Origin of the sequence: Olsenella sp. AGMB03486, from assembly GCF_040884255.1 — a bacterium.
GTDB lineage: Bacteria > Actinomycetota > Coriobacteriia > Coriobacteriales > Atopobiaceae > Olsenella_L > Olsenella_L kribbiana.
Map to the genome: position 1 here is coordinate 116,865 of NZ_JBEVTM010000001.1, position 22,151 is coordinate 139,015.

Below are 22,151 nucleotides of genomic sequence, written 5' to 3' on the forward strand. Positions count from 1 at the left end.
CCTTCCGCATATTTCTGCTTTGCTGCGTTCAGTATCGTACACTGGGATGGTTCAGAGACGATCGAGATGTGCCTTGAAAGGAGACATCACATGTCAGCAGAACCTACGCGCGCAGAAGTCGACGCCTATGTGGATGAGGTATGGGACGACGTGATCCGTGACATCGACTATCTCGTGCAGGTCGAATCCGTAGAGGATCTGGCGCATGCCGATGAAGAGAAGCCGTTCGGTCCGGGCCCCTATGAGGCGCTCAAACGTGCGCTCGAAGTTGCCGGGCGCCTAGGACTCGAGCCGCACAATTGCGGCGGCCATATCGGCTATGCGGACCTTCCAGGGGCATCCGACAAGCAGATAGCGACAATCGCACATACCGATATCGTGCCGCTCGGCACGGGCTGGCATACCGACCCGCTCCATGTGACGAGGAAGGAAGGCTACCTTCTCGGTCGCGGCGTCCTCGACGACAAGGGTCCCTTCACGCTCTCGCTCTATGCGGCACACTTCTTCGCACGCAAGGAACAGCTTTCGGGCGAGCAGGTCCCGTATACCCTTCGTTGCCTTGTCGGCGTGAACGAAGAGACGAACATGGAGGATGTCGAGTGGTATCTGGCCCACTATCCGGAGCCTGACTTCCTGTTCACGCCCGATGCAGACTTCCCGCTGATCTGCGGCGAGAAGGGCCTCTACGGCTGCGCGTTCACGACGGCACCGGTTGCCCAGCGCATCGTCTCCTTCGATGCCGGCACGGCCTCCAACGCTATCCCCGGTGTGGCCGAGCTGGTGCTCAAGGCCGATGCCGACAAGCTTCCGGCAGCAGAGGGCATCGCAATCGAGCCTGCAGGTGAGGGGCTTGCCAAGCTCACGGCCCACGGCAAGGGCGGACATGCCTCGATGCCCGAAGGCACGAAGAACGCTATCGGCATGCTCGTCTCCTATCTCTTGGCAAACGACCTCGTCGAGGGTGACGAGCGCGAGTTCTTCGAGTTCGAGCAGAAGATCTTTGCGGCAAGCGACGGATCGGGCATGGGCATCGCCACGTCTGACGAGAAGTTCGGTGCCCTCACGAGCTGCGGTGGCGTCATCCATCTCAAGGACGGCCGCTACTCCCAGACGCTCGACTGCCGCTATCCGACCTCTGTCACGGGCGAAGAGCTCGACTCCAAGCTCGAGATGCTGGCAAAGAGCTTCGGCGTCACATTCCATCCCGAGCGCAAGGTCGAGCCGTTCTACACGGACCCGAACTCGGCCGAGATCCAGATGCTCGTCAAGACCTACAACGAGTTCACGGGACACGACGACAAGCCGTTCACGATTGGCGGCGGTACCTATGCCCGCCACTTCAAGAACGCCTGCGCCTTCGGCCCGCACGACTCCCGCATGGAGACGCCTGAGTGGGTCGGCATCGAGCATGGTCCGGACGAGGGCATCCTCGAGGACCAGCTGAAGCTCGCTCTCAAGATCTACATCGTGAGCATCGCCCGCCTCATGAATCTCGACCTCTAAGGTCTCAAGGCACAGACGCGATACGAAAAAGGCCAGGACGTGCGTCCTGGCCTTCTTTCATGCATGCCGGATCTGATGCTAGCGGTCGGGCTCTCCTTCGAGCGAGCGGCTGATATCGAGCACGACGTCGTCGCCTGAAAGCATCGCAAGCACATCGACGAAGTTCTTCGCGACGGGGAAGACCTCGGCGTCGAAGGCAGCGCGCATCGCAAGGACGAAGGCTTCCGAGACTTCCTCGGTCGGCGCTGCCGGCACATTGTGGGAGGCGAGCACGTAGTCCACGTCCTCGTCGGTCTCCATCTTTGCCATCTCTGTCGGCTTCTTCTGGGAGAGCGAGTTCAGGTTCATGACGGCCATGAGGTAGGAGGAGGAGACGAAGCGCGTGCACCTGCGCCACGAGGCGGCAGAGGCCATCTCATCTCCGATCTGCTCGAAGATCTGGGCAAGCGCTGCATAGGCATTGCCAAGCGTCTCGGGGTCGTAGGCGTGCTCGAGAAGAAGGATGAGCGTCTCTTTCGCTCCTTCGAGGTCGCCCAAGGCGGTCTGTGCCTGCGCATGGAGGAGATAGGCAGAGGTGTCCATAGGCGCGAGCACTATCATCGATGCGCTCTGGCGCCTTGCCTCCTCTGCCTCGCCTCCGGCAAGCGCTGCCTGCGCAAGCATGAGGCGCGCCTGGTAGTAGGCATCGGGCACAAGGATGGTCTTCTGCCCCTCGTTTGCCATGAGGCGGTTGAAGAGCGCACGGTCGCAGTAGCTTCTGAAGAAGCGGTGCACCGAGGTCTCGGTATCCGCGAGGCTGTGTGCGCCCTCATAGTCCCTGAGAGCGTCTCTGAGGATTGCTGCGGCATCTGAGTACTGCTGCTTGCGTGCCAAGCCTTCAGCACGCTCCACGGCGCGTGTGAGGGCGTCTCCCGAGATGAAGTCATCCTCGATGGAGAGCGCATCTGAAGAATCCAGGCTTCCATCGATGATGTGGCCCATCGTGCGCTTTGCAGCATCCTGGACGCCTTCGTCCTCCATGTCTTTCGTGACGGAAAGGATGGCATGGACTGCTTCCTCAGCGGTCGTGCCGAGGTTCCTTCCAATCTTTTCTGCTGCCTGGATCCTGGCCGTGTCCTCGTTGATGGCAAGGCCTGAGACATGGTCGCAGCCGAGCGCCTTTGCAGAGGCGCCGAAGATCCTTCTCTTCGAGGTGGCGACTGGCTCGTAGCGGAATGCGGGGCAGAAGCGGACGTCCGAAAGAGACAGCTCCTGAGGTATCGGATTCAGGGCTTCGGACGGTGCATCCATGTGCGCATCGAACGATGCGAAGACAGCCCAGGGATCCGAGATCTCTTCCATATCGAGGAGAGCAAAGCGGTTCCTGTCGAAGTGCACCGTATAGAGGCAGCTGCGCTTCGTGCCCGTCGTCTCCATGGCAGAGACGAATACATCCTTTACGGCAGGGGAGCAGCGGAAGGCGCCTGCGGCAAGAAGAAGACCTACTCTCAGCGCATACTGGCTTGCTTCGCGGGCACGCATGAACTGCGTCGTCGGCACGACCCTGCCGAGGCCATCCACCCAGGCGCTCCTCGGGAAGCAGGTGGCAGGCGTCGCTTCGAGCTCGAAGAGCACCCGTCCCTCATGCATGTTCACGCGGTATCCTGCCTCGAGCCTGTAGGGGAGGCGGAAGCTCTCGAGCTCTGTCGCTATGCCCTTGCGCACTGCCCACTCGCCGTCAGAGAATGGCTCATCGATGGTGGGGAGCTTGTCCGAGATGGTCGGGACCTGCGAGGTGATCGAGCGGGCGACGCTCTGGTTCGTGCGGAAGCACTCCCTCTCCGTCAGGGGTGCATCGTCCTTGTGGAATCCTGTTGTGAAGAGCAGTGCGTTGAGCGCTGCCTCGATGCGAACGAGAGCAAGCTTCGTCCCGAAGGGGACGCGCGGCTGCATGACGCGGAGATAGAAGAGATGGCTCCTGTGGAGCAGCACGGCTGTCGTCTGGGGAAGCTCAATGTCCTTGTCGAAAAGGCCTGCCTCCTCGAGCATGCGGGCATACCAGAGCTCGAGCTCTGTCGGCGCCTGCGGACGGGTCTGCACCTTCTGCTGCTCGTCTGGCTGGCTCTCGCCGAGGGCGGCGGCCTTCCGGGTCGCGATGTCGCCGACCTGGGCCTTGAGCTCTGCTACCGCATCTTCTGCTCCAAGAAGCCTCTTGGTGATCGTTTCTGCCGTGAGCGTGGAGAGCGGAGTCGCCGGCGCGCTCGGGGCAGGGGCGGGCACCTCTGCCTTGCGTTCGGTATCTGTATGCTGCTCGTCCATGAAATGCTCCTTCGATGTGCACGTGCCTCCTGCATCGCCCTGTGCCATGCCTGCTGCGGCGGCCCCACAGAGGACAGCTGCTGCAGCTGCCGCTCCTGCGGCAAGCGCAGGAAGCGCGGAGGCAAGCCCTGTCTGGGCAAGTATGGTGGCGCAGAGTGCAAGCACGACGAAGAGCTGGGCTCTTGCCGCGAGCTTTTGCGTGCGCCTCTCCATCCAGGCCTCCCGTCTCCTTCTGGAGCGCAGAGAATGCAGATGCTTTTTACCTACCCCACCGTTTGGAATGGCATACGCGGGATGGCATATCGGACCTGAAAACGCCGCAGAGCGTATACTGATTGGAAATATGGAGAAAGAGGGATTGCTGATGGGCGAAACAGAGAAGCGCTATCTCGAGACGGCGATAGCTGACGACGATATCGTATATGGGGCAACGCAGATCTTCGATGCGCTGTCCGATTTCACGCGCTTCCAGATCCTCTGCGCCCTGAGCATCCAGGACCGTTCGGTCGGCGAGCTCCAGGAGTTCTGCCATGTCTCCCAATCAGCCATCTCGCACCAGCTGAGGCTTCTCAAGGACCGTGGCATCGTCGCTTCCAAGCGCGATGGGCAGCGGATGGTCTACTCGCTCGACGACGACCATGTGGCAACGCTCATCGAGGTCGGTCTCGAGCATGCAGGCCATTACCGCTGCGAAGGTGATGGCGGAGAAGACGCCTAGCAGGAAGCGGCATCCAAGGCAGGAAGCCTGAGCGGCATGCCATCCACGTAGGGCGGATGCGGCTCTCCCGCGATGAGGGGACGGGCATATCTCAGGTATGCATCGGTCACGTGCATGCCATCTGCTGCAATCATGGAGGCAGGAACGGTGCGCTCCTCGTTTGCGACATCGGCGATTGCGACCGTGCCGATCTTCGTCTGGTAGGGAAGAGAGCTCACGCGCTCGATCGTGCACATGATGCCCGTGGAGCCGGCAAAGGCAGCACGTACGGCGGCGGCACCGAGACCCCTGGCCTCTGCGAGGTCGGTTGCAGAAGCGCAATGCGTTGCTGCGCGCTGGAGCGTCGAGAGCTCCGTGCCGCGTGTCTTCACATGGAGCTCGCGCTTCAAGACTCCTGCGAGGTAGCGGCAGGTGCCGGAAAGCGCCGCCTCATGGCCGAAGGCATCCTTTGCCGCCTTGGCGCCGCCCGCTTCGCAGAGAAGCTTGCCCGAGGCATCGCGCACGCCTTCGGAGGCGGCAATCACGACAGTGTTCTTGTGCTCGAGGAGCGAAGCGACACGTTCCACGATGTGCTCTTCTGTCTGCGGCACCTCCGGCAGGAGGACGAGGTCGGGGCAGGGGAGCTCAGGAGATGAGGCAAGGGCAGCTGCTGCGGCGAGCCAGCCGGCATTCCTGCCCATGATCTCGATGACCTCGACGCTCTTGAGGTCGTAGACGGAGGCGTCACGTGCGATCTCGCCGACAGCGGTTGCAATGAACTTCGCGGCGCTGCCGTAGCCAGGCGTATGGTCGGTGGCCATGAGGTCGTTGTCGATCGTCTTCGGGACGCCGACGAAGCGGATCGGGCTCTCCTTCTCGGCACCGTAGGCTGAAAGCTTCGAGATCGTGTCCATAGAGTCGTTGCCGCCAATATAGAGCACGGCGTCGACGGAAAGCTCGTCGAAGAGGGCGAAGAGTTTCTGGTAGGGCGCCTCGTCCTCCTGATAGTCCGGGAGCTTGTAGCGGCAGGAGCCAAGATAGCTGGCGGGCGTGAGTGCAAGAAGCTCGAGTGCCTTGGCATCAGGGGCTGCCGCATCGAGGTCGACAGTCCTGCCCTCCAAGAGTCCTTCAATGCCATACCGCATGCCCAGGGTATGGGCGCCGGCTTCGCGGGCACAGGCGATGACGCCTGCAAGGCTTGCATTGATTGCGGCAGTGGGGCCGCCTGACTGACCGACGAGAACCGTGCGCTTCTTCCCCATGGTTTGGATCCTTCCTGAGAGTCTGCTCGTGCCTTCATTGTAGCTGAGACAGAGAACGGCTCCCCCGGCATGCCGGAGGAGCCGCCAGCGTATCTCTGTTGGGGCTTTTAGGCCTCTCCTGCTTCCTGCTTCATCGCAAGCTCAGGGTCGATGCCGGAAAGCGGGCGGATGAAGAGGCCGCTTCTGAGCTTCGGCTCGAACCAGGTCGACTTCGGAGGCATGAGGAGTCCTGCATCGGCCACGCGCATGAGCTCGTCCATGCTCGTGGGGAAGAGCGAGAATGCGCAGCCTGCATCGCCTGCTGCCTTCGAAAGAGCCTCTGTCCCCTCGATGCCGCCGACGAAGCTGATACGGGGGTCACGGCGCGGGTCTTCGATGTGGAGCACAGGAGAGAGGAACCTGTCCTGGAGAAGCGAGCAGTCAAGCGAGGCGACAGGGTCCTGCTCCTCCTCTGGGGTGAGGGTGAGCGAGAGCCTATACCAGGAGCCGCCGGCAAAGAGGGCAAACGTGTGGCGCTCTTCAGGTTCGGGCGCTTCCGTGAAGGGTCCCTCTGCGGCAAAGCCAGCATCCTTTGCAGCGGCGAGGAGCTCGTCTGCCGTGAGCCCTGCCGTGTCCTCGACGACACGGTTGTAGGCCAGGATCTTGAGTTCGGAGGCCGGGAAGAGGACGGAAAGGACCAAGTTCCAGGGAGCCTTGGAGCTTGCGTTCGGATGCTCTTCGCGGCGGGCAAGGGCCACCTTCACGGCGCTTGCCGCACGGTGGTGGCCATCTGCGATGTAGGCGCAGCGAATCTGCTCGAGCATGGCCTCGATTGCATCGACAGCGTCTTGGCGGGCAACCCTCCAGACGGTCTGGCGCACGCCATATTCGTCCGTGAAGTCATAGAGCGGACGTCCCGACATCGCAGCATTCAAGATGATTGCGAGGACCGGATTGTCGCGGTAGGCAAGAAATACCGGACCCGTCTGTGCATCGAGGGCCGCGATGTGGTCGATGCGGTCCTTCTCCTTGTCGGCACGGGTATTCTCGTGGCGGCGGATCGTGCCATCGACGAAGTCATCGACCGCAGCGGCACAGACGATGCCCGTCTGCGATCGTCCTGCCTGCTCGAGCCTATAGAGGTAGTAGCACTTCCTGCCATCGGCTACGAGCGTCCCGTCCTCGATGCGCTCGTCCAGGAGCTCCTTGGCCTTTGCATAGACCTCAGGGGCATACATGTCCTGGCCGGGCCCGAAGGCGGTCTCGGGACGGTCGATAGCAAGGAAGCTTTTCGGATGCGCCTCGACATAGGCCTTGGCGGAGGCGCGGTCGAAGACATCGTAGGGAAGGGCTGCAAATGTCGACGCCTTGTCAGGCGCAGGACGAAGGCAGCTCATCGGATAGGCATGCATAGGATGGAATCTCCTTCGCTAGGCAGTGCGTGCCGGCTTGATGACACGGACACGGTAGATGCCATCGATCTTGGAAAGCTCATCGACAGTGCCCTCATCGAGGGGCACGTCGGTATCAAGCAGCGTGTAGGCATGCGCTCCCTGTGCTTCGTTTGCCATCCTCTGGATGTTTGCCGTGGCATTGCCGAGGATCGAGGAGATCTTGCCGATCATGCCCGGAACGTTCTTGTGCAGAAGGGCGACACGGCCGCCTGCCTTGCAGGGGCCAAGGTCGCAGGCAGGGTAGTTCACGGAGTTCCTGATCGTGCCCATCTCGAGGTAGGCCTTCATCTCGCCGACAGCCATGTGCGCGCAGTTCTCTTCGGCCTCGTTCGTGCAGGCGCCCATGTGCGGGGTAATCGTCGTGCGTGGCATCTTCGTCGTCTTCGGCGTCGCGAAGTCGCAGATGAACTTGCCGAGCTGGCCGGACTCGAGGGCTGCTGCCACGGCGTCCTCGTCGATAATGTCGGCACGGGCATAGTTCAGAAGCATCGCAGAAGGTGCGAGGAGCGCCAGCTGCTCGGTCGAGATCATGTGGATCGTGTCTTCCTTCGCGGGCACATGGAGCGTCAGATATTCGGCGCCACGGCAGAGGTCATCGAGGCTCTCGACGCGCTTGACGGAGCGGTCGAGCTGCCAGGCATGCTCGACGGAAAGATACGGGTCGTAGCCATAGACATCGGCACCGAGGGCGACAAGGGCATTGGCGACCTTCGAGCCGACAGCGCCGAGTCCCACGACGCCGACCTTCCTGCCCATGAGCTCATGGCCTACGAAGGCCTTCTTGTTGCGCTCTGCATCCTTCACGATGTTGGGGTCGTCCGTGTGGTCCTCGACCCAGTCGATGGAGCCCTGGGTGTCACGGGAGTTCACGAGGATCATGCCGACAACGAGCTCCTTCACGGCGTTCGAGTTGCCGCCGGGGGAGTTGAAGACGACGATGCCGCGCTCAGCGCACTCCTCGAGCGGGATGTTGTTGACGCCGGCGCCGGAGCGGGCGACGCAGCGGACCGAAGGCCCGAAGTCGAGGCCGTGGATGTCGGAGGCACGGACCAGGATAGCATCTGCCTTGTTGATGTCGTCGGTCTTCTCGTAGCCTTCGCCGAGCTCGGCCACGCCGTCTCGGGTGATGTTCTTTGCGATGTTGTCGAGCACCTTTACATAGCGCATGGATGCGTTCCTTTCGAATCTATGAGAAATCAGGCTCTTATGCGTTTGCCTGCTCGAAGTCCTTCATGTAGGCGATGAGGGCATCCACTGCCTCAGGAGAGACGGCATTGTAGCAGCTTGCGCGCATCCCGCCCAGGATCCTGTGGCCCTTGAGACCGACCATGCCGCGCTCCTTGGCGCCTGCCACGAAGGCCGCGTCAAGCTCCTTGGAGCCGGTCGTGAAGACGGCGTTCGAGATGGAGCGGTCCTCGGGCTTTGCCAGGCCTCTGTATAGCTTGGAGGAGTCGATCTCGTCGTAGAGCTTGTTCATCTTGGTCCAGTTGCGCTCGCCCATGGCCTCAAGGCCGCCGGTCTTCTCGACCCAGTGGAACACCTTGCCGCAGAGATAGATGCCGAAGGTGTTCGGCGTATTGAGGAGCGAGTCCTTCTCTGCCTCGACGTGCCAGTCAAGGTACTGCGGGCAGATGTCGGCGCGTGCCGGTGCCTTCTCGAGGAGGTCGTTCCGGACAATCAGGACCGTGATGCCGGCAGGGCCGCCATTCTTCTGGGCGCCCGCATACAGCATGCCATAGCGGGAGATATCGAGCGGGCAGGAGAGGAACATCGACGAGATGTCGGCAACGATATCGACCGAGCCCGTCTCCGGCAGCTCCTTTGTCATCGTTCCATAGACGGTCTCGTTCTGGCAGAGATAGACATAGTCGAGGCTCTGGTCGACGGGGCCGGAAATCGTTGCGGTATGGTCGAAGTGCGTCTCCTCAGAGGAGGCCAGAAGGTCTGCCGTGCCATACTTGGCAGCTTCCTTGTAGGCCTTCTTCGACCAGTTGCCAGACACGATGTAGCCGGCATGGCCCGTGAACATGAGGTTCATCGGCACGCCTGCGAACTCGAGCGTGGCGCCGCCCTGCAGGAACAGGATCGAGCAGTTGTCAGGAATGCGATAGAGCTTCTTGAGGGCTGCCTTGGCATCCTGGAGGATCTCTTCGAACTCCGGAGATCGATGGCTCATCTCAAGCACGCTCATGCCACTGCCCTGGTAGTCGAGAAGCTCGGACTGGGCTTCCCGGAGCACGCTCTCGGGCATTGCTGCCGGACCTGGGTTGAAGTTGAACACGCGAGCCATCTACATGCTCCCATCGTTCGGCACCTGCGCCAAGGCACAGGTGCGCCCTCCTGCCGAAGCAGCGAAGGCGAGATGTATAGATGCGAACACTGTAGCTATTCAGTCTGATACAGCTTTGCAAAAAGCCGGAAATTATCTCAACTGTTACCAAGTGCATCCTGCTGGATAGCATACGGCTGACATTTCTGTGGCAGGTTTTTCCTCCATTCCGGCACGCATAGGGGCCGCCTCCGGAAACGGCGAGAAATTGGACGCGCTCTTCGGGTAGAAAGAATGCATATTGGTTGTTCGAGATAAGGAGCTGCCATGTCCGGATTCGATGCATTCGATACTGCGCACAAGATCTTCCTGGCAGGCGTCGGTGCCGTTGCCACCGCAAGCGACAAGAGCACGGAGATGCTCGACGATCTCATCCGCAAGGGCGAGGAGACCGTGAAGCAGGGCCAGGCCTTGAACGAGGAGCTCAGGCACCGCACGCGCGACATCGTGGACGGCGTTTCGGATGGTGCCCTGAAGTCGAAGATCGACTCCATGTCCGATGAGGAGCGCGACGCGTTCGTCCGCAAGGTCCAGGAGATGGCAGATGCGGCGAAAGCCTCCCATGTGAAGGTCGACGTCGATGTCGAAGACGCCGAGACCGGGGACGCAGACAGCAAGACGGAGTAGAGCGTGGCAGATTCCGGAAAAGCCGGAGCAAGCTCCAAGAAGACAGATGAAGAGGCAGCCGCCGAGGGCAAGGACGCCTACGAGGGCATAAAGGATGCCGCCTTCGAAGAGACGATAGGGCTTCTCGGCGGCCGCCAGGGCGGATATGAGAGCGGGACGCGCGCCTCGCGCAGGAAGCGCATGGGCGAGATTCTTGCTGTCGTGCGCAAGTACGATATCCTGCACGGCCTCACGCCGGTGACGCTCAGGAAGATGCTCGAAGAGCTCGGCCCTACCTTTGTGAAGGCAGGGCAGATCCTCTCGATGCGCTCCGAGATCCTGCCTGAGCCGTTCTGCCAGGAGCTCACGAAGCTGAGGGCCAATGTCGAGCCGATGGACAGGGATGCCGTCCTTTCGGCCCTGAGGTCCGAATATACGATACCGATTGAGGACATCTTCGATGCAATCGACGATGTCCCCTTGGGCTCTGCCTCGATTGCCCAGGTCCACAAGGCCCGCCTCATTACCGGCGAGCTTGTCGCCGTGAAGGTCCAGCGCCCGCATGTGCAGGAGACGATGGCGCAGGATATCGATATCATGCGCCGCCTTGCCCGCTATGCCTCGCGCTTCCTCCCCGATACGCAGGTGCTCGATCTCGGCTCTGTCATCGAGGAGCTCTGGCATTCATTCCGCGAGGAGACGGACTTCCTCGTCGAGGCGAAGAACCTCGAGGAGTTCCGCCACAACAATGCGAACGTGAAGTTCATCGGCTGCCCCAAGCCCTACATGAAATGGTGCACGCACCATGTCGTGGTGATGGACTATGTGAACGGCATACCGATCTCGAACACGAAGCGTCTGGCCGAGGATGGCTATGACCTGAACGAGATCGGCATGAAGCTCATCGACAACTATGCCCAGCAGATGCTCGACGATGGCTTCTTCCATGCAGATCCCCATCCCGGAAACATCATCATCTCAGGCGGCAAGATCGTCTATATCGATCTTGGCATCATGGGCAGGCTCTCATCGCATGACCGCGATGCGACGCGCGAGATGGTATTCGCTGTCGCAGAGAGGAACTCGGCACGTCTCAAGAACGGGCTTCTGCGCTTCGCCGTCTCAGATACGAGCAAGGTCGACCATGCACAGCTCCTGGAGGACCTCGATGCGATCATCGAGGACTATGGTGCGGCAGATCTGGACGACCTCGATATCGCTGCCTTCATGAACTCACTCATAGCTATGGCAAGGAAGAGCGGGATCGAGCTTCCGGGCACGGTCACGATGCTTGCACGCAGCCTTGTCACGCTCGAAGGCGTCGTGAACGACTTCCTTCCTGGTGTCTCCATCATCGAGATCGTGAAGAACCATATCCGTGCGCATGAGACGCCGCTCGACTTTGTGCAGAAGGAAGCGAAGACCTACGCGCGTGAGGCCGAGGCAGCCTCCCATGGCCTTCTCGAGGCAGCATCGGAGGCAGGCCTTGCCGCCAAGATGCTTACGCGCGGCCAGCTCAGGATGAAGCTCGACTTCTCGGACACGACAAGCCCGATATCCGATCTCGCTGCTGCAGCAGACCGCTTGACGATGGGCATCGTCGTGGCGGGACTCTTCATCGGCTCTTCGGTCATCTACTATGCCCGCATCCAGCCTGTCATCTTCGGCATCCCGATCATCGGCTTCGTCGGCTTCTTCCTCGCGCTCTTCCTGGGGCTCTGGATTGTCCGCAACATCATGCATGAGCGCAAGCAGAACAGGCGCTAGGGGACAGGAGAGCTGAGCAGCTTGCTCCAATCCATCTCTATAAGAAGGAAGGCGGCCCTCGATGAGAGCCGCCTTCCTTGTGTTCTGGATGTATGTTCGCCTAGCTGACGACGCGGTAGCCGACCGTGCCGACACCGGAGAAGCCGAGAGCAGATGCGACTGCAGGCTGCATGTCGATCTGGCGGTTGCCGGAGTAGGGGCCACGGTCGTTCACGACAGCGGTGACGGTCCTGCCGTTGTAGGTGATCTCGATGATCGTGCCGAGCGGCATCGTCTTCATTGCGACGCCCATGGATGTCGGCGTCAGCGTATCGCCCGAAGCCGTCGTGCCATACATGAGGCCATCGCCCTCGCCGTACATCGATGCCTCGACGTAGGTGTAGCTCGCGGCTGGCGCTGCGCTCGAAGAGGAAGAAGACGAAGAGGCGGGAGCGGAGGCTTGGGGGGCAGAGCTCTGGGAGGAGGTGTCCTGCTGCTGGCTCTGGGAGGACGTCTCCTGTGCCTGCGTGCTCGTCTGAGCAGAGGAGTCGGAGGAGCTGTCCTGTGTTGCCTCTTGGATCTCGGTCACCGTTGCATCCTGCTGGCCCTTGGCCTGCTCGGCCTCATAGGCTGCTTCCTGGGCAGCGGCGTTCTCCATGGCCTTCTCCTTGGCAGCCTCGATGGCAGCATTTGCGCTGTCATAGGCATCCTTGGCGGCCTGGACCTTGGCTTCCTCGTCGGCCTTCTGCTGCGAGAGCTCGGCCTGCTTCTGCGTGAGCTCCTGCTGAGCTGCGACAAGATCGTTCATATCGTTCGTCGCATTGCCCACGATGTGGTTCAGGTACGCGAGCTGCGTGATGAAGTCATTGAACGTGTCGGCAGAAAGCAGCAGGGCCAGAAGGGAGTTCTGGTCCTGGTGGATCTTGTAGGACGTGGCGATAGCGTTCGAGGCGTTTGCCTTGAGCTCGGGGAGCTGGTCTTCGATCTCCTCGATGCGGGCCTCGTTGTCGTCTATCTGCTGCTGCAGGCTGTCCAGCTCCTGCTGGGCCTGGTCGTACTGCTCGCCGGCCGCGATAGCGGCATTCTGGAGCGATTCGAGGTCGGTGTCTTCAGCAAATGCTGCCACAGGCACCGAACTTGCCACGAGGGCAGCCGTGATGGCTGCTACAGCGGCATGGCGAAAGAATCTTGCAGGTGTTCGCATCTCTTCTAACCCATAATCTCGTCGGGGACCTTATCAGGTCCGTTTGCAGATCTGGAATTGGCTGATTGCGCAGTGCTACTTCTCGTCAATTCATGTTCTCTATACTACTCCCGAAGCCGACATGATTGGCGATTATCCAGCTAAAGGCCACAAGTTGCAAAAATGGTGTCCGCCACATGCACAAAATCATGCATATTGGTGGACACCTTATGCAAAGCGCTACCTGAATGCTATCAGAACAGGTTTCTGGAAGCCTATTCGAAGGCCTCTGCTGCGCGCTCGAGCCAGCTCATGCACTTGATCTGCTGAGGGCAGGCGCGCTCGCACTGGCCGCAGTGAAGGCAGGCCGAGGCAAGGGCGCCTTCCTTCGTTGCATCCTCATAGCCCTTCTTCGCAAGCTCCGTCTGGCCCCAGACAAGCTCGCGGTTGAGTGCCGAGAAGATTTCCGGGATATGGATGTGTACAGGGCAGCCCGGCGTGCAGTAGTGGCAGGCCGTGCAGGGCACCTGCTTGATCTCGGCGAGCGCCTTCTGTGCACGCCCGATCGTTGCCTGCTCGTCATCTGTGAGCGGCTTGAAGTGCTCCATATAGGAGACGTTGTCCTCCATCTGCTGCATGTCCGACATGCCGGAAAGCACCGTGATGATACCGTCAAGCGAGGCGACATAGCGGATGGCCCAGGAGGCGAGCGACGCTTCGGGCTCGGCTGCCTTGAGGATATCGGCGACCTGCTGAGGCGGCGCTGCGAGCGTTCCGCCCTTGATAGGCTCCATGACGACAATGGACTTCCCATGGGCACGTGCTACCTCGTAGTTGGCACGGCTCGTGATGGATGGATTGTCCCAGTCGGCGTAGTTCAGCTGGAGCTGCACGAAGTCGACCTCGGGGTGCTTTGTCAGGAGCTCGTCCAGAAGCTCAGGCGTTGCATGGAAGGAGAAGCCCATGTGCTTCACGAGGCCCTTTTCCTTCTGTTCGTGCACGAAGTCCCAGATGTGGTAGTCGTCGTACTTCCTGAAGTTCGAGGTCTGCAGGGCATGGAGCAGGTAGTAGTCGAAATACCCTGCCTGTGTGCGGTCAAGCGATGTCTGGAACTGCCTCTTGCAGGATTCCTCGTCCGTGCATGCCGCCATTGCGTTGATCTTCGTCGCAAGCGTGTAGGAATCGCGCGGATGGCGCTCGACGAGCGCCTGCCTCGCTGCATCCTCAGAGCCCGCGTAGACATAGGCTGTATCGAAGTAGGTGAAGCCTGCCGCCAGGAAGCGGTCAACCATCTGCTTCGTCTGCTCGATATCGATTGTGCCGTCCTCAAGCTTCGGCAGGCGCATGAGGCCGAAACCGAGCTTCGGGACATCCTTTCCAAAGTATTCGCTCATGATTTTCCTCTCCTTGTAGTTCCCCTGCGACCAAGATACCCGCGATAAGAGACTATATGAAAGGAGCCGGGCCATCTGCCCGGCTCCGGGCGCTCTCTGGAACCCTCGGCTATTCGAGCTCGAAGGCGCCGGTGTAGAGCTGGTAGTAGGTGCCCTTCTGGGCGATGAGCTCGTCGTGCGTGCCATGCTCGATGATGCGACCATGGTCGAGGACGATGATCACATCGGAGTTCCTGACCGTCGAGAGGCGGTGGGCAATGACGAAGGTGGTGCGTCCCTGCATGAGGGCATCCATGCCGCGCTGGACGATCTGTTCCGTACGGGTATCGATCGAAGATGTTGCCTCGTCGAGGATCATGACGGGGGGATCTGCGACAGCGGCGCGGGCAATCGAGAGGAGCTGGCGCTGGCCCTGGGAAAGGGAAGCGGCGTTGTCCCTGAGCATCGTCTGGTAGCCCTCAGGAAGGCGCGTGATGAAGGAGTCGGCGCCTGCGAGCTTGGCAGCTGCGATGCATTCGTCGTCTGTCGCGTCGAGCCTGCCGTAGCGGATGTTGTCCATGACGGTACCGGTGAAGAGGTTCGTGTCCTGGAGGACCATGCCGAGGGAGCGCCTCAGGTCTGCCTTCTTGATCTTGTTGATGTTGATGTCGTCGTAGCGGATCTTGCCGTCGTCGATATCGTAGAAGCGGTTGATGAGGTTCGTGATCGTCGTCTTGCCGGCACCGGTCGCACCGACGAAGGCGACCTTCTGGCCCGGCTTCGCATGGATTGTCACGTCGTGGAGCACGATGTGCTCGGGCGTATAGCCGAAGTCCACGTCGTAGAGGTCGACCTTGCCCTCGAGCTGGGTGTAGGTGACAGAGCCATCCTCGTGCGGGTGCTTCCAGGCCCAGAGGTCGGTGCGCTCGTCCGTCTCCTCGAGCGAGCCATCCTTGGCGCGCTTGGCATTGACAAGCGTGACATAGCCGTTGTCCTCTTCAGGTTCCTCGTCGAGAAGCGAGAGGATGCGCTCGGCACCGGCAAGGCCCATGACGACGAAGTTGATCTGATGGGAGACCTGGCCGATCGATCCTGCGAAGCGCTTCGTGAGGTTCAGGAACGGGACGATGATGTCGATACCCAGAATCATGCCGGAGATCGAGGGGTTCGGGATGCCGGCGACAAGGAAGATGCAGCCTGCGAGGGCGACGATTACGTAGGCAAGGTTGCCCGTGTTCATGAGGATGGGGCCAAGGGTGTTGCCGTAGATGTTCGCGTTCTTCGAGGCCTGGAAGAGCTGCTCGTTCACCTTGTCGAAGTCAGTCTCGGTCAGCTTCTCATGCGTGAAGACCTTGATGACCTTCTGGCCGTTCATGGATTCCTCGGCAAAGCCTTCCTCGGCCGCAAGAGCACGCTGCTGCGCCAGGAAGAAGTGGGCAGAGCGGCCGCCGAGCACACGTGTCAGGGCCATCATGATTGCAACCATGACCAGGACGACAAGCGTCAGCGGCACGGAATACCAGAACATGATGTAGACGACAGAGATCATGGCAATGATGGTCGTCAAGAGGTTCGGGAGCGACTGACCGATGAACTGGCGCAGGGTATCCACGTCGTTCGTGTAGTGAGACATGATGTCGCCGTGCTTGTTGGTGTCGAAGTAGCGGATCGGGAGGTCCTCCATGTGAGAGAACATCTCGTTCCTGACCTTCATCATCGTGCCCTGGCAGATGACGGCGCCAAGCTGCGTCCAGCCGATGTTGCAGGCAAGGGCGGCGACGTAGCATCCGATGAGCGTAAGGACGATGCGCAGAATCTGGGGCTGCGCCGTTGCCCAGTCGCCGGTCTGGAACGTGTCCTCGACGACGGCGATGGCCTGCTGCATGAAGATCGAAGGCACCGAGGCGATGATGGCGGCTGCCACGATGCAGAGGGTCTGGATGGTCACGAGGCCAGGGTAGTAGTGGAAGACAAGCGACATGATGCGCTTGAACGTTGTGCCGGGATTCTGTGCACCATGGCCGCGGCCCGGTGCCTGCTGCTTCTTGGTTGCTTCCTCGCTCACTTCGTGGCCTCCTTTCCTGCTTCGGCATCCTTTTCGAGGATGCCCATCTTCTCGTCGTGGGACTGCTTGTTCTGGGTCATGTAGACCTCGCGGTAGATGTCGTTCGTGCGCAGCAGCTCGTCGTGCGTGCCGATGGCATCGATCTGGCCGTCACGCATGACGACGATGCGGTCGGCATCCTCGATAGATGAGGTGCGCTGCGCGATGATGATCTTGGTCGTGCTTGGGATGAAGCTCCTGAAGCCCTGACGGATGAGGCGGTCGGTCTTCGTGTCGACAGCGCTCGTGGAGTCGTCGAGGATGAGGACCTTCGGGTTCTTCAGGAGGGCACGGGCGATGCAGAGGCGCTGCTTCTGGCCGCCAGAGACATTCGTGCCGCCCTGCTCGATATAGGTGTCGTACTTGTCAGGGAAGCGCTGGATGAACTCGTCTGCCTGGGCAAGCTTGCAGGCCTCGAGCATCTGCTCGTCGGTCGCATTCTGGTTGCCCCAGCGGAGGTTGTCCTTGATGGTGCCGGAGAAGAGGACGTTCCTCTGAAGCACGACGGCGACCTCATTCCTGAGCGTGTCGAGATCGTAGTCGCGCACATCGTGGCCACCAACCTTGACGGTGCCTTCCGTCGCATCGTAGAGGCGGCTGATGAGCTGGATCAAGGTCGACTTCGAGGAGCCAGTTCCGCCGAGGATGCCGATGACCTCTCCGCTCTTGATATGGAGGTCGATGTCCTTGAGCGCGGGGCGCTCTGCCTTCTCGGAGTACTTGAAGCTCACGTGGTCGAAATCGACGGAGCCGTCTGGCACCTCCATGATCGGGTGCTCGGGGTTGGCAAGCGTCGGCTTCTCCTGCAGGACCTCGCAGATACGCCTCGAGGACTCTTCAGCCATCGTGATCATGACGAAGACCATGGAGAACATCATGAGGCTCATGAGGAGTGAGAAGCCGTAGGTGATGAGCGCGGAGAGCTGGCCCACGCCCATGGCCTGCGACTGGGTCGTGACGATGGCCATCGAGCCGAAGTAGATGACGAAGGTGTAGATGATATCGACTGCCAGCGTCATGAGAGGCGTGTTCCAGGCAAGGATGCGCTCCACGTGCACGAAGTCATGATAGAGGGTGCCGGAAGCCTCATTGAACTTCTGCTTCTCGTAATCCTCGCGCACATAGGACTTGACGACGCGGATGCCGGAGACGTTCTCCTCGACGGAATCGTTCAGGCGGTCGTACTTGCGGAAGATGCGGCGGAAGATCGGCATGGCTGTAAGCGCGATCTTGAAGATGGCATAGCCAAGGAAAAAGGCGACGATCACGTAGACGACTGCCATGGGGCCGCCGGAGATGAATGCCATGATGATGGAGAAGATGGCAAGCATCGGGCAGCGGATGGCCATGCGGATGATCATCATGTAGGCCTGCTGGACGTTCGTGACATCGGTCGTGAGCCTCGTCACGAGCGAGCTTGTAGAGAAGCGGTCGATATTGGCGAACGAGAAGCCCTGGATCTTGTGGAACAGGTCATGCCTCAGGTTCTTGGCAAGGCCGGTCGCACCGATGGAACAGGTGACGCCTGCAGCGGTGCCGAACGCAAGCGAGACCAGGGCGAGGCAGATCAAGATGACAGCAGAAGGGATGATGCCTTCAAGCGGCTCTCCTGCTGCAATCTGATTGATGAGCTGCGCCGTGAAGAACGGAATGGTGCACTCGATGATGGCTTCGAAGGCTACGAACAAAGGGGTCTCCCACGCATACTTGCGGTACTCGCGCAGCGACTGCGCCAGCGTATGCACTATCTCCCTCAGTCCGTATTCTGGAAGCGTGCTGTCCGTGCCCGCCTCCATCGCATTCTTGATGCTTCGGGTCAATTTCACTCCGGCATCGCCTTCTTTCTCTCGTCTTCCAGTTCATTCCAATGACCGACCAGCCGGTCAAGCGTCTCGAGCAGCTGCGTGCGCTCGTTGTCCGTGAGGATATCGAACGCATGGGATTCGAATGCCTGCCGGCGCTTGGCAAGCGCTTCTGCCTCTTTCCAGCCAGCATCGGTCAGCGTGATATCGAGCTGCCTTCTGTCCTTCTCGGAGCGCGTGCGCACGATAAGGCCTTCACGCTCGAGCTTCGTCAGCACTTCGGACAGAGATGCGGAGCTGATCGGCTCCGAGTTCTGGAGGTCGCGCTGCTGGAGCGTGCCGCCTGCAAGGCTGAGCTTGATGAGCATATGCTGCTTGCCGCTCCTGCCGCCGCTGTGCACATGCATGAAGTGACCGAAGTAGCCGAAGTCCTGCATGATGCTGTGCTCGATTGTCGATTCTGAACGATGCTCAGGGGGCCTGCAGCAGCGTGCCCCCGTTCCGTTTGCCATGTTTCACCTCTTCTGATTCTCGGGCCCGCCTGTGGAATCGCAAGGTGAGCAAATGTTTTTTCCTATAAAATGTTAGGTACCTAGCAAATAGATGTCAAGGTACCTAGACAACTATGTACAGAGTGTGCAGAGGAGGTGCGCCGGGGGAGAGAACCGTGCAGGAAAACTGCCTTTGTGGAAGCCACGCAATGGCTTCCCTATATAAACAGAGTCGCTGAACTGGGATTGTAAAGGACATGTAAGCCGGTATCAAAGCTGCGTAATAGACGGGTGGGCGCAGATTTCGGAGCTCTTTCAGGCCCTAGCATTCAAGTCAGCAGAGGGCAGCCTTGCACCATGCAGGAACTTCCGAATATACACGAAGGGCTGCCCAGTCTCAGGAGGGACAGATATGTCAAAGAGCCTTACCCGTCGCGGCTTCCTTGCTATGAGCGGAAGCGCTGCAGCACTCGCAGGTCTCGGCCTTGCCGCCTGCGGCGGTGGCAGCACGTCCACCACAGACTCCAGCTCGAGCGAGACGAAGAATCTGTCCGGCAGCATCACCGCTGTCGGCTCCACGGCACTCCAGCCGCTCGTCGAGGCTGCATCCGAGCAGTTCATGGAGACCTACCCGGATGTCCAGATCACGGTCCAGGGTGGCGGTTCCGGCCAGGGCATCACGCAGATCTCCCAGGGTGCTGTCCAGATCGGCAACTCCGATGTCTTCGCCGAGGAGAAGCTCTCCAACAAGGATGACGCAAAGAAGCTCAAGGACAACCAGGTCTGCGTTGTCGGCATGGGCCCGGTCGTGAACTCTGAGGTCACGGTCGACGACATCTCCATGGCCGACCTCAAGAAGATTTTCATGGGCGAGGTCACGAACTGGAAGGACGTGGGCGGCTCCGATCAGGACATCGTCGTCATCAACCGCGCTTCCGGCTCCGGCACCCGTGCAACCTTCGAGTCCGCTGTTCTCGGCTCCGACAAGGTCCCCGAGTCCTTCAAGCCGCAGGAGCAGGATTCCTCCGGCACCGTCGCATCCATGGTCGCCCAGACCCCGGGTGCCATCTCCTACCTTGCCTTCTCCTACTTCGCTGACACCTTCAAGGCACTCAAGGTCGACGGCGTCGAGGCAAAGGAAGCCAACGTCGAGACCAACGACTGGAAGATCTGGGCCTACGAGCATATGTACACCGCAGCAGATCCTGACGAGACCACGCAGGCCTTCATCGACTACATGTTCTCCGACGATGTCCAGGGCTCCCTCGTCGAGCAGACGGGCTACATCCCTGTCACTGGCATGAAGATCACCCGTGATGCAGGCGGCAACGTCACGAACAAGTAAGGGCTTTGGCCCAGCCGCCTTTTAGCGGCATGCGAGGCGGCATCTGCGCACATGCGCCAGGTGCCGTCTTGCTATGCAGCTGCAATTTTCAGGAGGAACAGTGTCCACTAACAGTACAGGTGCTGCGGGGAGCATAGCCGAAGGCTCCTCCTCGAAGTACCGGATAGAGCGGAAGGGAAAGATCCTGACCGGAGCCTGCGTGCTCTTCGTCGTTCTTCTTGTCGTGACGCTCATCTTCATGGTCTGCTCGAGAGGCCTTGCGACCTTCACGGCAGACGGCATCAGCTTCGACTCGTTCATTACGGGCACGACCTGGAACCCGCACCAGACAGGCGATGATGGCCAGCCGCTCATGGGAGCTCTCCCCATGATTGCAGGCTCGTTTGCTGTCACGCTCCTTTCCTGCGTGCTGGCGCTTCCGTTCGCGCTCGGCGCAGCAATCTTCGTCGTCGAGATCCAGCCGGGCTTCGGCAGCAAGGTCTTCCGTCCGATGATCGAGCTCCTCACGGGCATCCCATCTGTCGTCTTCGGCCTTGTCGGCCTTTCCATCATCGTCTCCTGGGTCCGCTCCTGGGCAGGCGGCACCGGCTACGGCATCATGGCAGGCTCGATCGTCCTTGCCTTCATGATCCTGCCGACGGTCACGTCGCTTTCCACCGATGCTCTCGCCGCTGTTCCTGAGGCCTATCGCGATGGCTCCTACGGCCTTGGCTGCACGAGGTGGCAGACGATCCTGCACGTCGTGATCCCGTCTGCGCTTCCGGGCATCCTGACTGCTGTCATCATGGGCATGGCCCGAGCCTTTGGCGAGGCACTTGCCGTCCAGATGGTCGTCGGCAACGCAGCCCAGATGCCGCAGGGCCTCTTCACGCCGGCAGCGACCCTCACGTCCGTCCTTACCATGGGCATGGGCAATGAGGCCATGGGCACCGTCTACAACGATGTCCTCTGGTCGCTCGCTCTCGTGCTTCTCGTGATGTCGCTCTTCTTCATCCTGATAGTCCACTTGATCGGCAGGAAGGGGGCGGCCAAGAATGACTAGCGAAGAAGCGAAGGCCACGGCCTTCACGGCGACGAAGTCCACGAAGATGGCCAAGACCCAGGACAAGATCGCAACGGGCATCCTGACCGCTATCGTCGTGCTCATCCTCATCGCGCTTGTCGCGATCATCGCCTACATCGTCGTCTCGGGTGCCTGCAAGCTCTTCGATATCCACTTCCTTACGGCGAAGCCTGAGCAGTTCAAGGCAGGCGGCGGCATCGGACCTGAGCTCTTCAACTCGTTCTATCTCTTGATCCTGACGCTACTTATCTCGCTCCCGATCTCTCTTGGCGGTGCCATCTTCCTGACGCAGTACGCACCGGTCGGTCCTGTCACGAGCATCGCGAAGACCGCGATCGAGACGCTCTCGAGCCTCCCTTCGATCGTCGTCGGCCTCTTCGGCATGCTGATCTTCGTCCTGCAGTTCGGCTGGGGCTTCTCGATCCTCTCTGGCGCCCTCGCGCTCACGATGTTCAATGTGCCTATCCTGGTCCGCGTCATCGAGCAGGCGCTCGAGGCAGTGCCGCGCGACCAGAGGGACGCTGCCCTTGCTCTCGGCCTCACCCGCTGGGAGGCAACGACCCAGGTGCTCATCCCTGCCGCCATGCCTGCCATCGTCACCGGCGTTATCCTCTCCGCAGGACGCGTCTTCGGCGAGGCAGCAGCGCTGATCTACACGGCAGGCCAGTCGGCACCGGCTCTCAACTGGGCAGCACCGATCACGAGCCAGGCGAACCCGCTCAACGTGTTCAGGCCTGCCGAGACGCTTGCCGTCCATATCTGGAAGATCAACTCCGAGGGCGTCGTGCCTGACCTCTCTGCCGTGTCTGCGGGCACCGCAGCAGTCCTCATGGTCTGCATCCTTGCCTTCAACATCATCGCCCGCATCGTGGGCAAGCATATGGGGAAGAAGATGACGGCCGAATGAGCATGAATC

At 60.5% G+C, this 22,151-nt stretch carries 17 protein-coding genes; 7 read left to right on the plus strand and 10 right to left on the minus strand.

The window, feature by feature from the left end; all coding sequences use genetic code 11:
* Positions 1 to 90 precede the first annotated feature (90 nt).
* Positions 91 to 1,503 carry a Sapep family Mn(2+)-dependent dipeptidase gene (locus ABVS03_RS00515; protein ID WP_368017576.1) on the plus strand — a complete coding sequence of 471 codons (1,413 nt, stop codon included), beginning with the start codon at positions 91 to 93 and terminating at the stop codon, positions 1,501 to 1,503.
* Positions 1,504 to 1,581: 78 nt separating this feature from the next.
* Here the strand turns inward: ABVS03_RS00515 and ABVS03_RS00520 are convergent, their stop codons facing one another.
* Entirely contained in the window at positions 1,582 to 4,014 is a 2,433-nt protein-coding gene (locus ABVS03_RS00520; protein ID WP_368017577.1) for a tetratricopeptide repeat protein, read from the minus strand.
* Positions 4,015 to 4,165: 151 nt separating this feature from the next.
* Here ABVS03_RS00520 and ABVS03_RS00525 point away from each other — a divergent pair, with 151 nt between their 5' ends.
* Complete coding sequence (locus ABVS03_RS00525; RefSeq protein WP_368017578.1) at positions 4,166 to 4,519, plus strand: ArsR/SmtB family transcription factor; 354 nt, start codon at positions 4,166 to 4,168, stop codon at positions 4,517 to 4,519.
* On the opposite strand, the gene ABVS03_RS00530 is transcribed toward ABVS03_RS00525, so the two are convergent.
* The 4 genes from ABVS03_RS00530 to serC form a co-directional block, all read right to left on the minus strand.
* Positions 4,516 to 5,760 (minus strand): diphosphate--fructose-6-phosphate 1-phosphotransferase, encoded by a 1,245-nt coding sequence (locus ABVS03_RS00530; protein WP_368017579.1) that lies wholly within the window; start codon positions 5,758 to 5,760, stop codon positions 4,516 to 4,518. The two genes, ABVS03_RS00525 and ABVS03_RS00530, sit on opposite strands and share 4 nt — an antisense overlap.
* 107 nt (positions 5,761 to 5,867) lie before the next feature.
* Positions 5,868 to 7,151: a DUF1015 domain-containing protein gene (locus tag ABVS03_RS00535; protein ID WP_368017580.1), complete on the minus strand. Its 1,284-nt coding sequence runs from the start codon at positions 7,149 to 7,151 to the stop codon at positions 5,868 to 5,870.
* 18 nt (positions 7,152 to 7,169) lie between these two features.
* Positions 7,170 to 8,360 (minus strand): 3-phosphoglycerate dehydrogenase family protein, encoded by a 1,191-nt coding sequence (locus tag ABVS03_RS00540; protein ID WP_330970958.1) that lies wholly within the window; start codon positions 8,358 to 8,360, stop codon positions 7,170 to 7,172.
* A 37-nt stretch (positions 8,361 to 8,397) separates the two neighbouring features.
* Entirely contained in the window at positions 8,398 to 9,483 is a 1,086-nt protein-coding gene (gene serC / locus ABVS03_RS00545) for a 3-phosphoserine/phosphohydroxythreonine transaminase (protein WP_368017581.1), read from the minus strand.
* Positions 9,484 to 9,789: 306 nt separating this feature from the next.
* On the opposite strand from serC, the gene ABVS03_RS00550 reads away from it, so the two are divergent.
* On the plus strand, positions 9,790 to 10,149 hold the full coding sequence (locus ABVS03_RS00550; RefSeq protein WP_368017582.1) for a phasin family protein: 360 nt from the start codon (positions 9,790 to 9,792) through the stop codon (positions 10,147 to 10,149).
* A 3-nt stretch (positions 10,150 to 10,152) separates the two neighbouring features.
* Positions 10,153 to 11,895, plus strand: coding sequence for an ABC1 kinase family protein (locus ABVS03_RS00555; RefSeq protein WP_368017583.1), 1,743 nt, complete (start codon positions 10,153 to 10,155; stop codon positions 11,893 to 11,895).
* A 100-nt stretch (positions 11,896 to 11,995) separates the two neighbouring features.
* Here ABVS03_RS00555 and ABVS03_RS00560 read toward each other — a convergent pair whose 3' ends face one another.
* From ABVS03_RS00560 to ABVS03_RS00580, 5 genes are all read right to left on the minus strand, one after another.
* Positions 11,996 to 13,000 (minus strand): RlpA-like double-psi beta-barrel domain-containing protein, encoded by a 1,005-nt coding sequence (locus ABVS03_RS00560; protein WP_330970962.1) that lies wholly within the window; start codon positions 12,998 to 13,000, stop codon positions 11,996 to 11,998.
* A 332-nt stretch (positions 13,001 to 13,332) separates the two neighbouring features.
* Entirely contained in the window at positions 13,333 to 14,451 is a 1,119-nt protein-coding gene (locus ABVS03_RS00565; RefSeq protein ID WP_330970963.1) for an aldo/keto reductase, read from the minus strand.
* A gap of 109 nt (positions 14,452 to 14,560) precedes the next feature.
* Positions 14,561 to 16,411, minus strand: coding sequence for an ABC transporter ATP-binding protein (locus ABVS03_RS00570; protein WP_368017653.1), 1,851 nt, complete (start codon positions 16,409 to 16,411; stop codon positions 14,561 to 14,563).
* Positions 16,412 to 16,491: 80 nt separating this feature from the next.
* Positions 16,492 to 18,330, minus strand: coding sequence for an ABC transporter ATP-binding protein (locus ABVS03_RS00575; RefSeq protein WP_368017654.1), 1,839 nt, complete (start codon positions 18,328 to 18,330; stop codon positions 16,492 to 16,494).
* Between the two features lie 26 nt (positions 18,331 to 18,356).
* The gene (locus tag ABVS03_RS00580) at positions 18,357 to 18,848 is read right to left on the minus strand and encodes a MarR family transcriptional regulator (RefSeq protein WP_330970964.1); all 492 of its coding nucleotides are present in this window, start codon (positions 18,846 to 18,848) and stop codon (positions 18,357 to 18,359) included.
* Positions 18,849 to 19,239: 391 nt separating this feature from the next.
* On the opposite strand from ABVS03_RS00580, the gene ABVS03_RS00585 reads away from it, so the two are divergent.
* The 3 genes from ABVS03_RS00585 to pstA all read left to right on the plus strand — a co-directional run bounded on the left by ABVS03_RS00585 (position 19,240) and on the right by pstA (position 22,142).
* Positions 19,240 to 20,172, plus strand: a complete 933-nt coding sequence (locus ABVS03_RS00585) for a phosphate ABC transporter substrate-binding protein PstS family protein (RefSeq protein WP_368017584.1) — start codon at positions 19,240 to 19,242, stop codon at positions 20,170 to 20,172.
* Between the two features lie 100 nt (positions 20,173 to 20,272).
* Entirely contained in the window at positions 20,273 to 21,214 is a 942-nt protein-coding gene (gene pstC, locus ABVS03_RS00590; protein ID WP_368017585.1) for a phosphate ABC transporter permease subunit PstC, read from the plus strand.
* Positions 21,207 to 22,142, plus strand: a complete 936-nt coding sequence (gene pstA, locus ABVS03_RS00595) for a phosphate ABC transporter permease PstA (protein ID WP_330970967.1) — start codon at positions 21,207 to 21,209, stop codon at positions 22,140 to 22,142. The genes pstC and pstA overlap by 8 nt, the downstream gene beginning before the upstream one ends.
* Positions 22,143 to 22,151 lie beyond the last annotated feature (9 nt).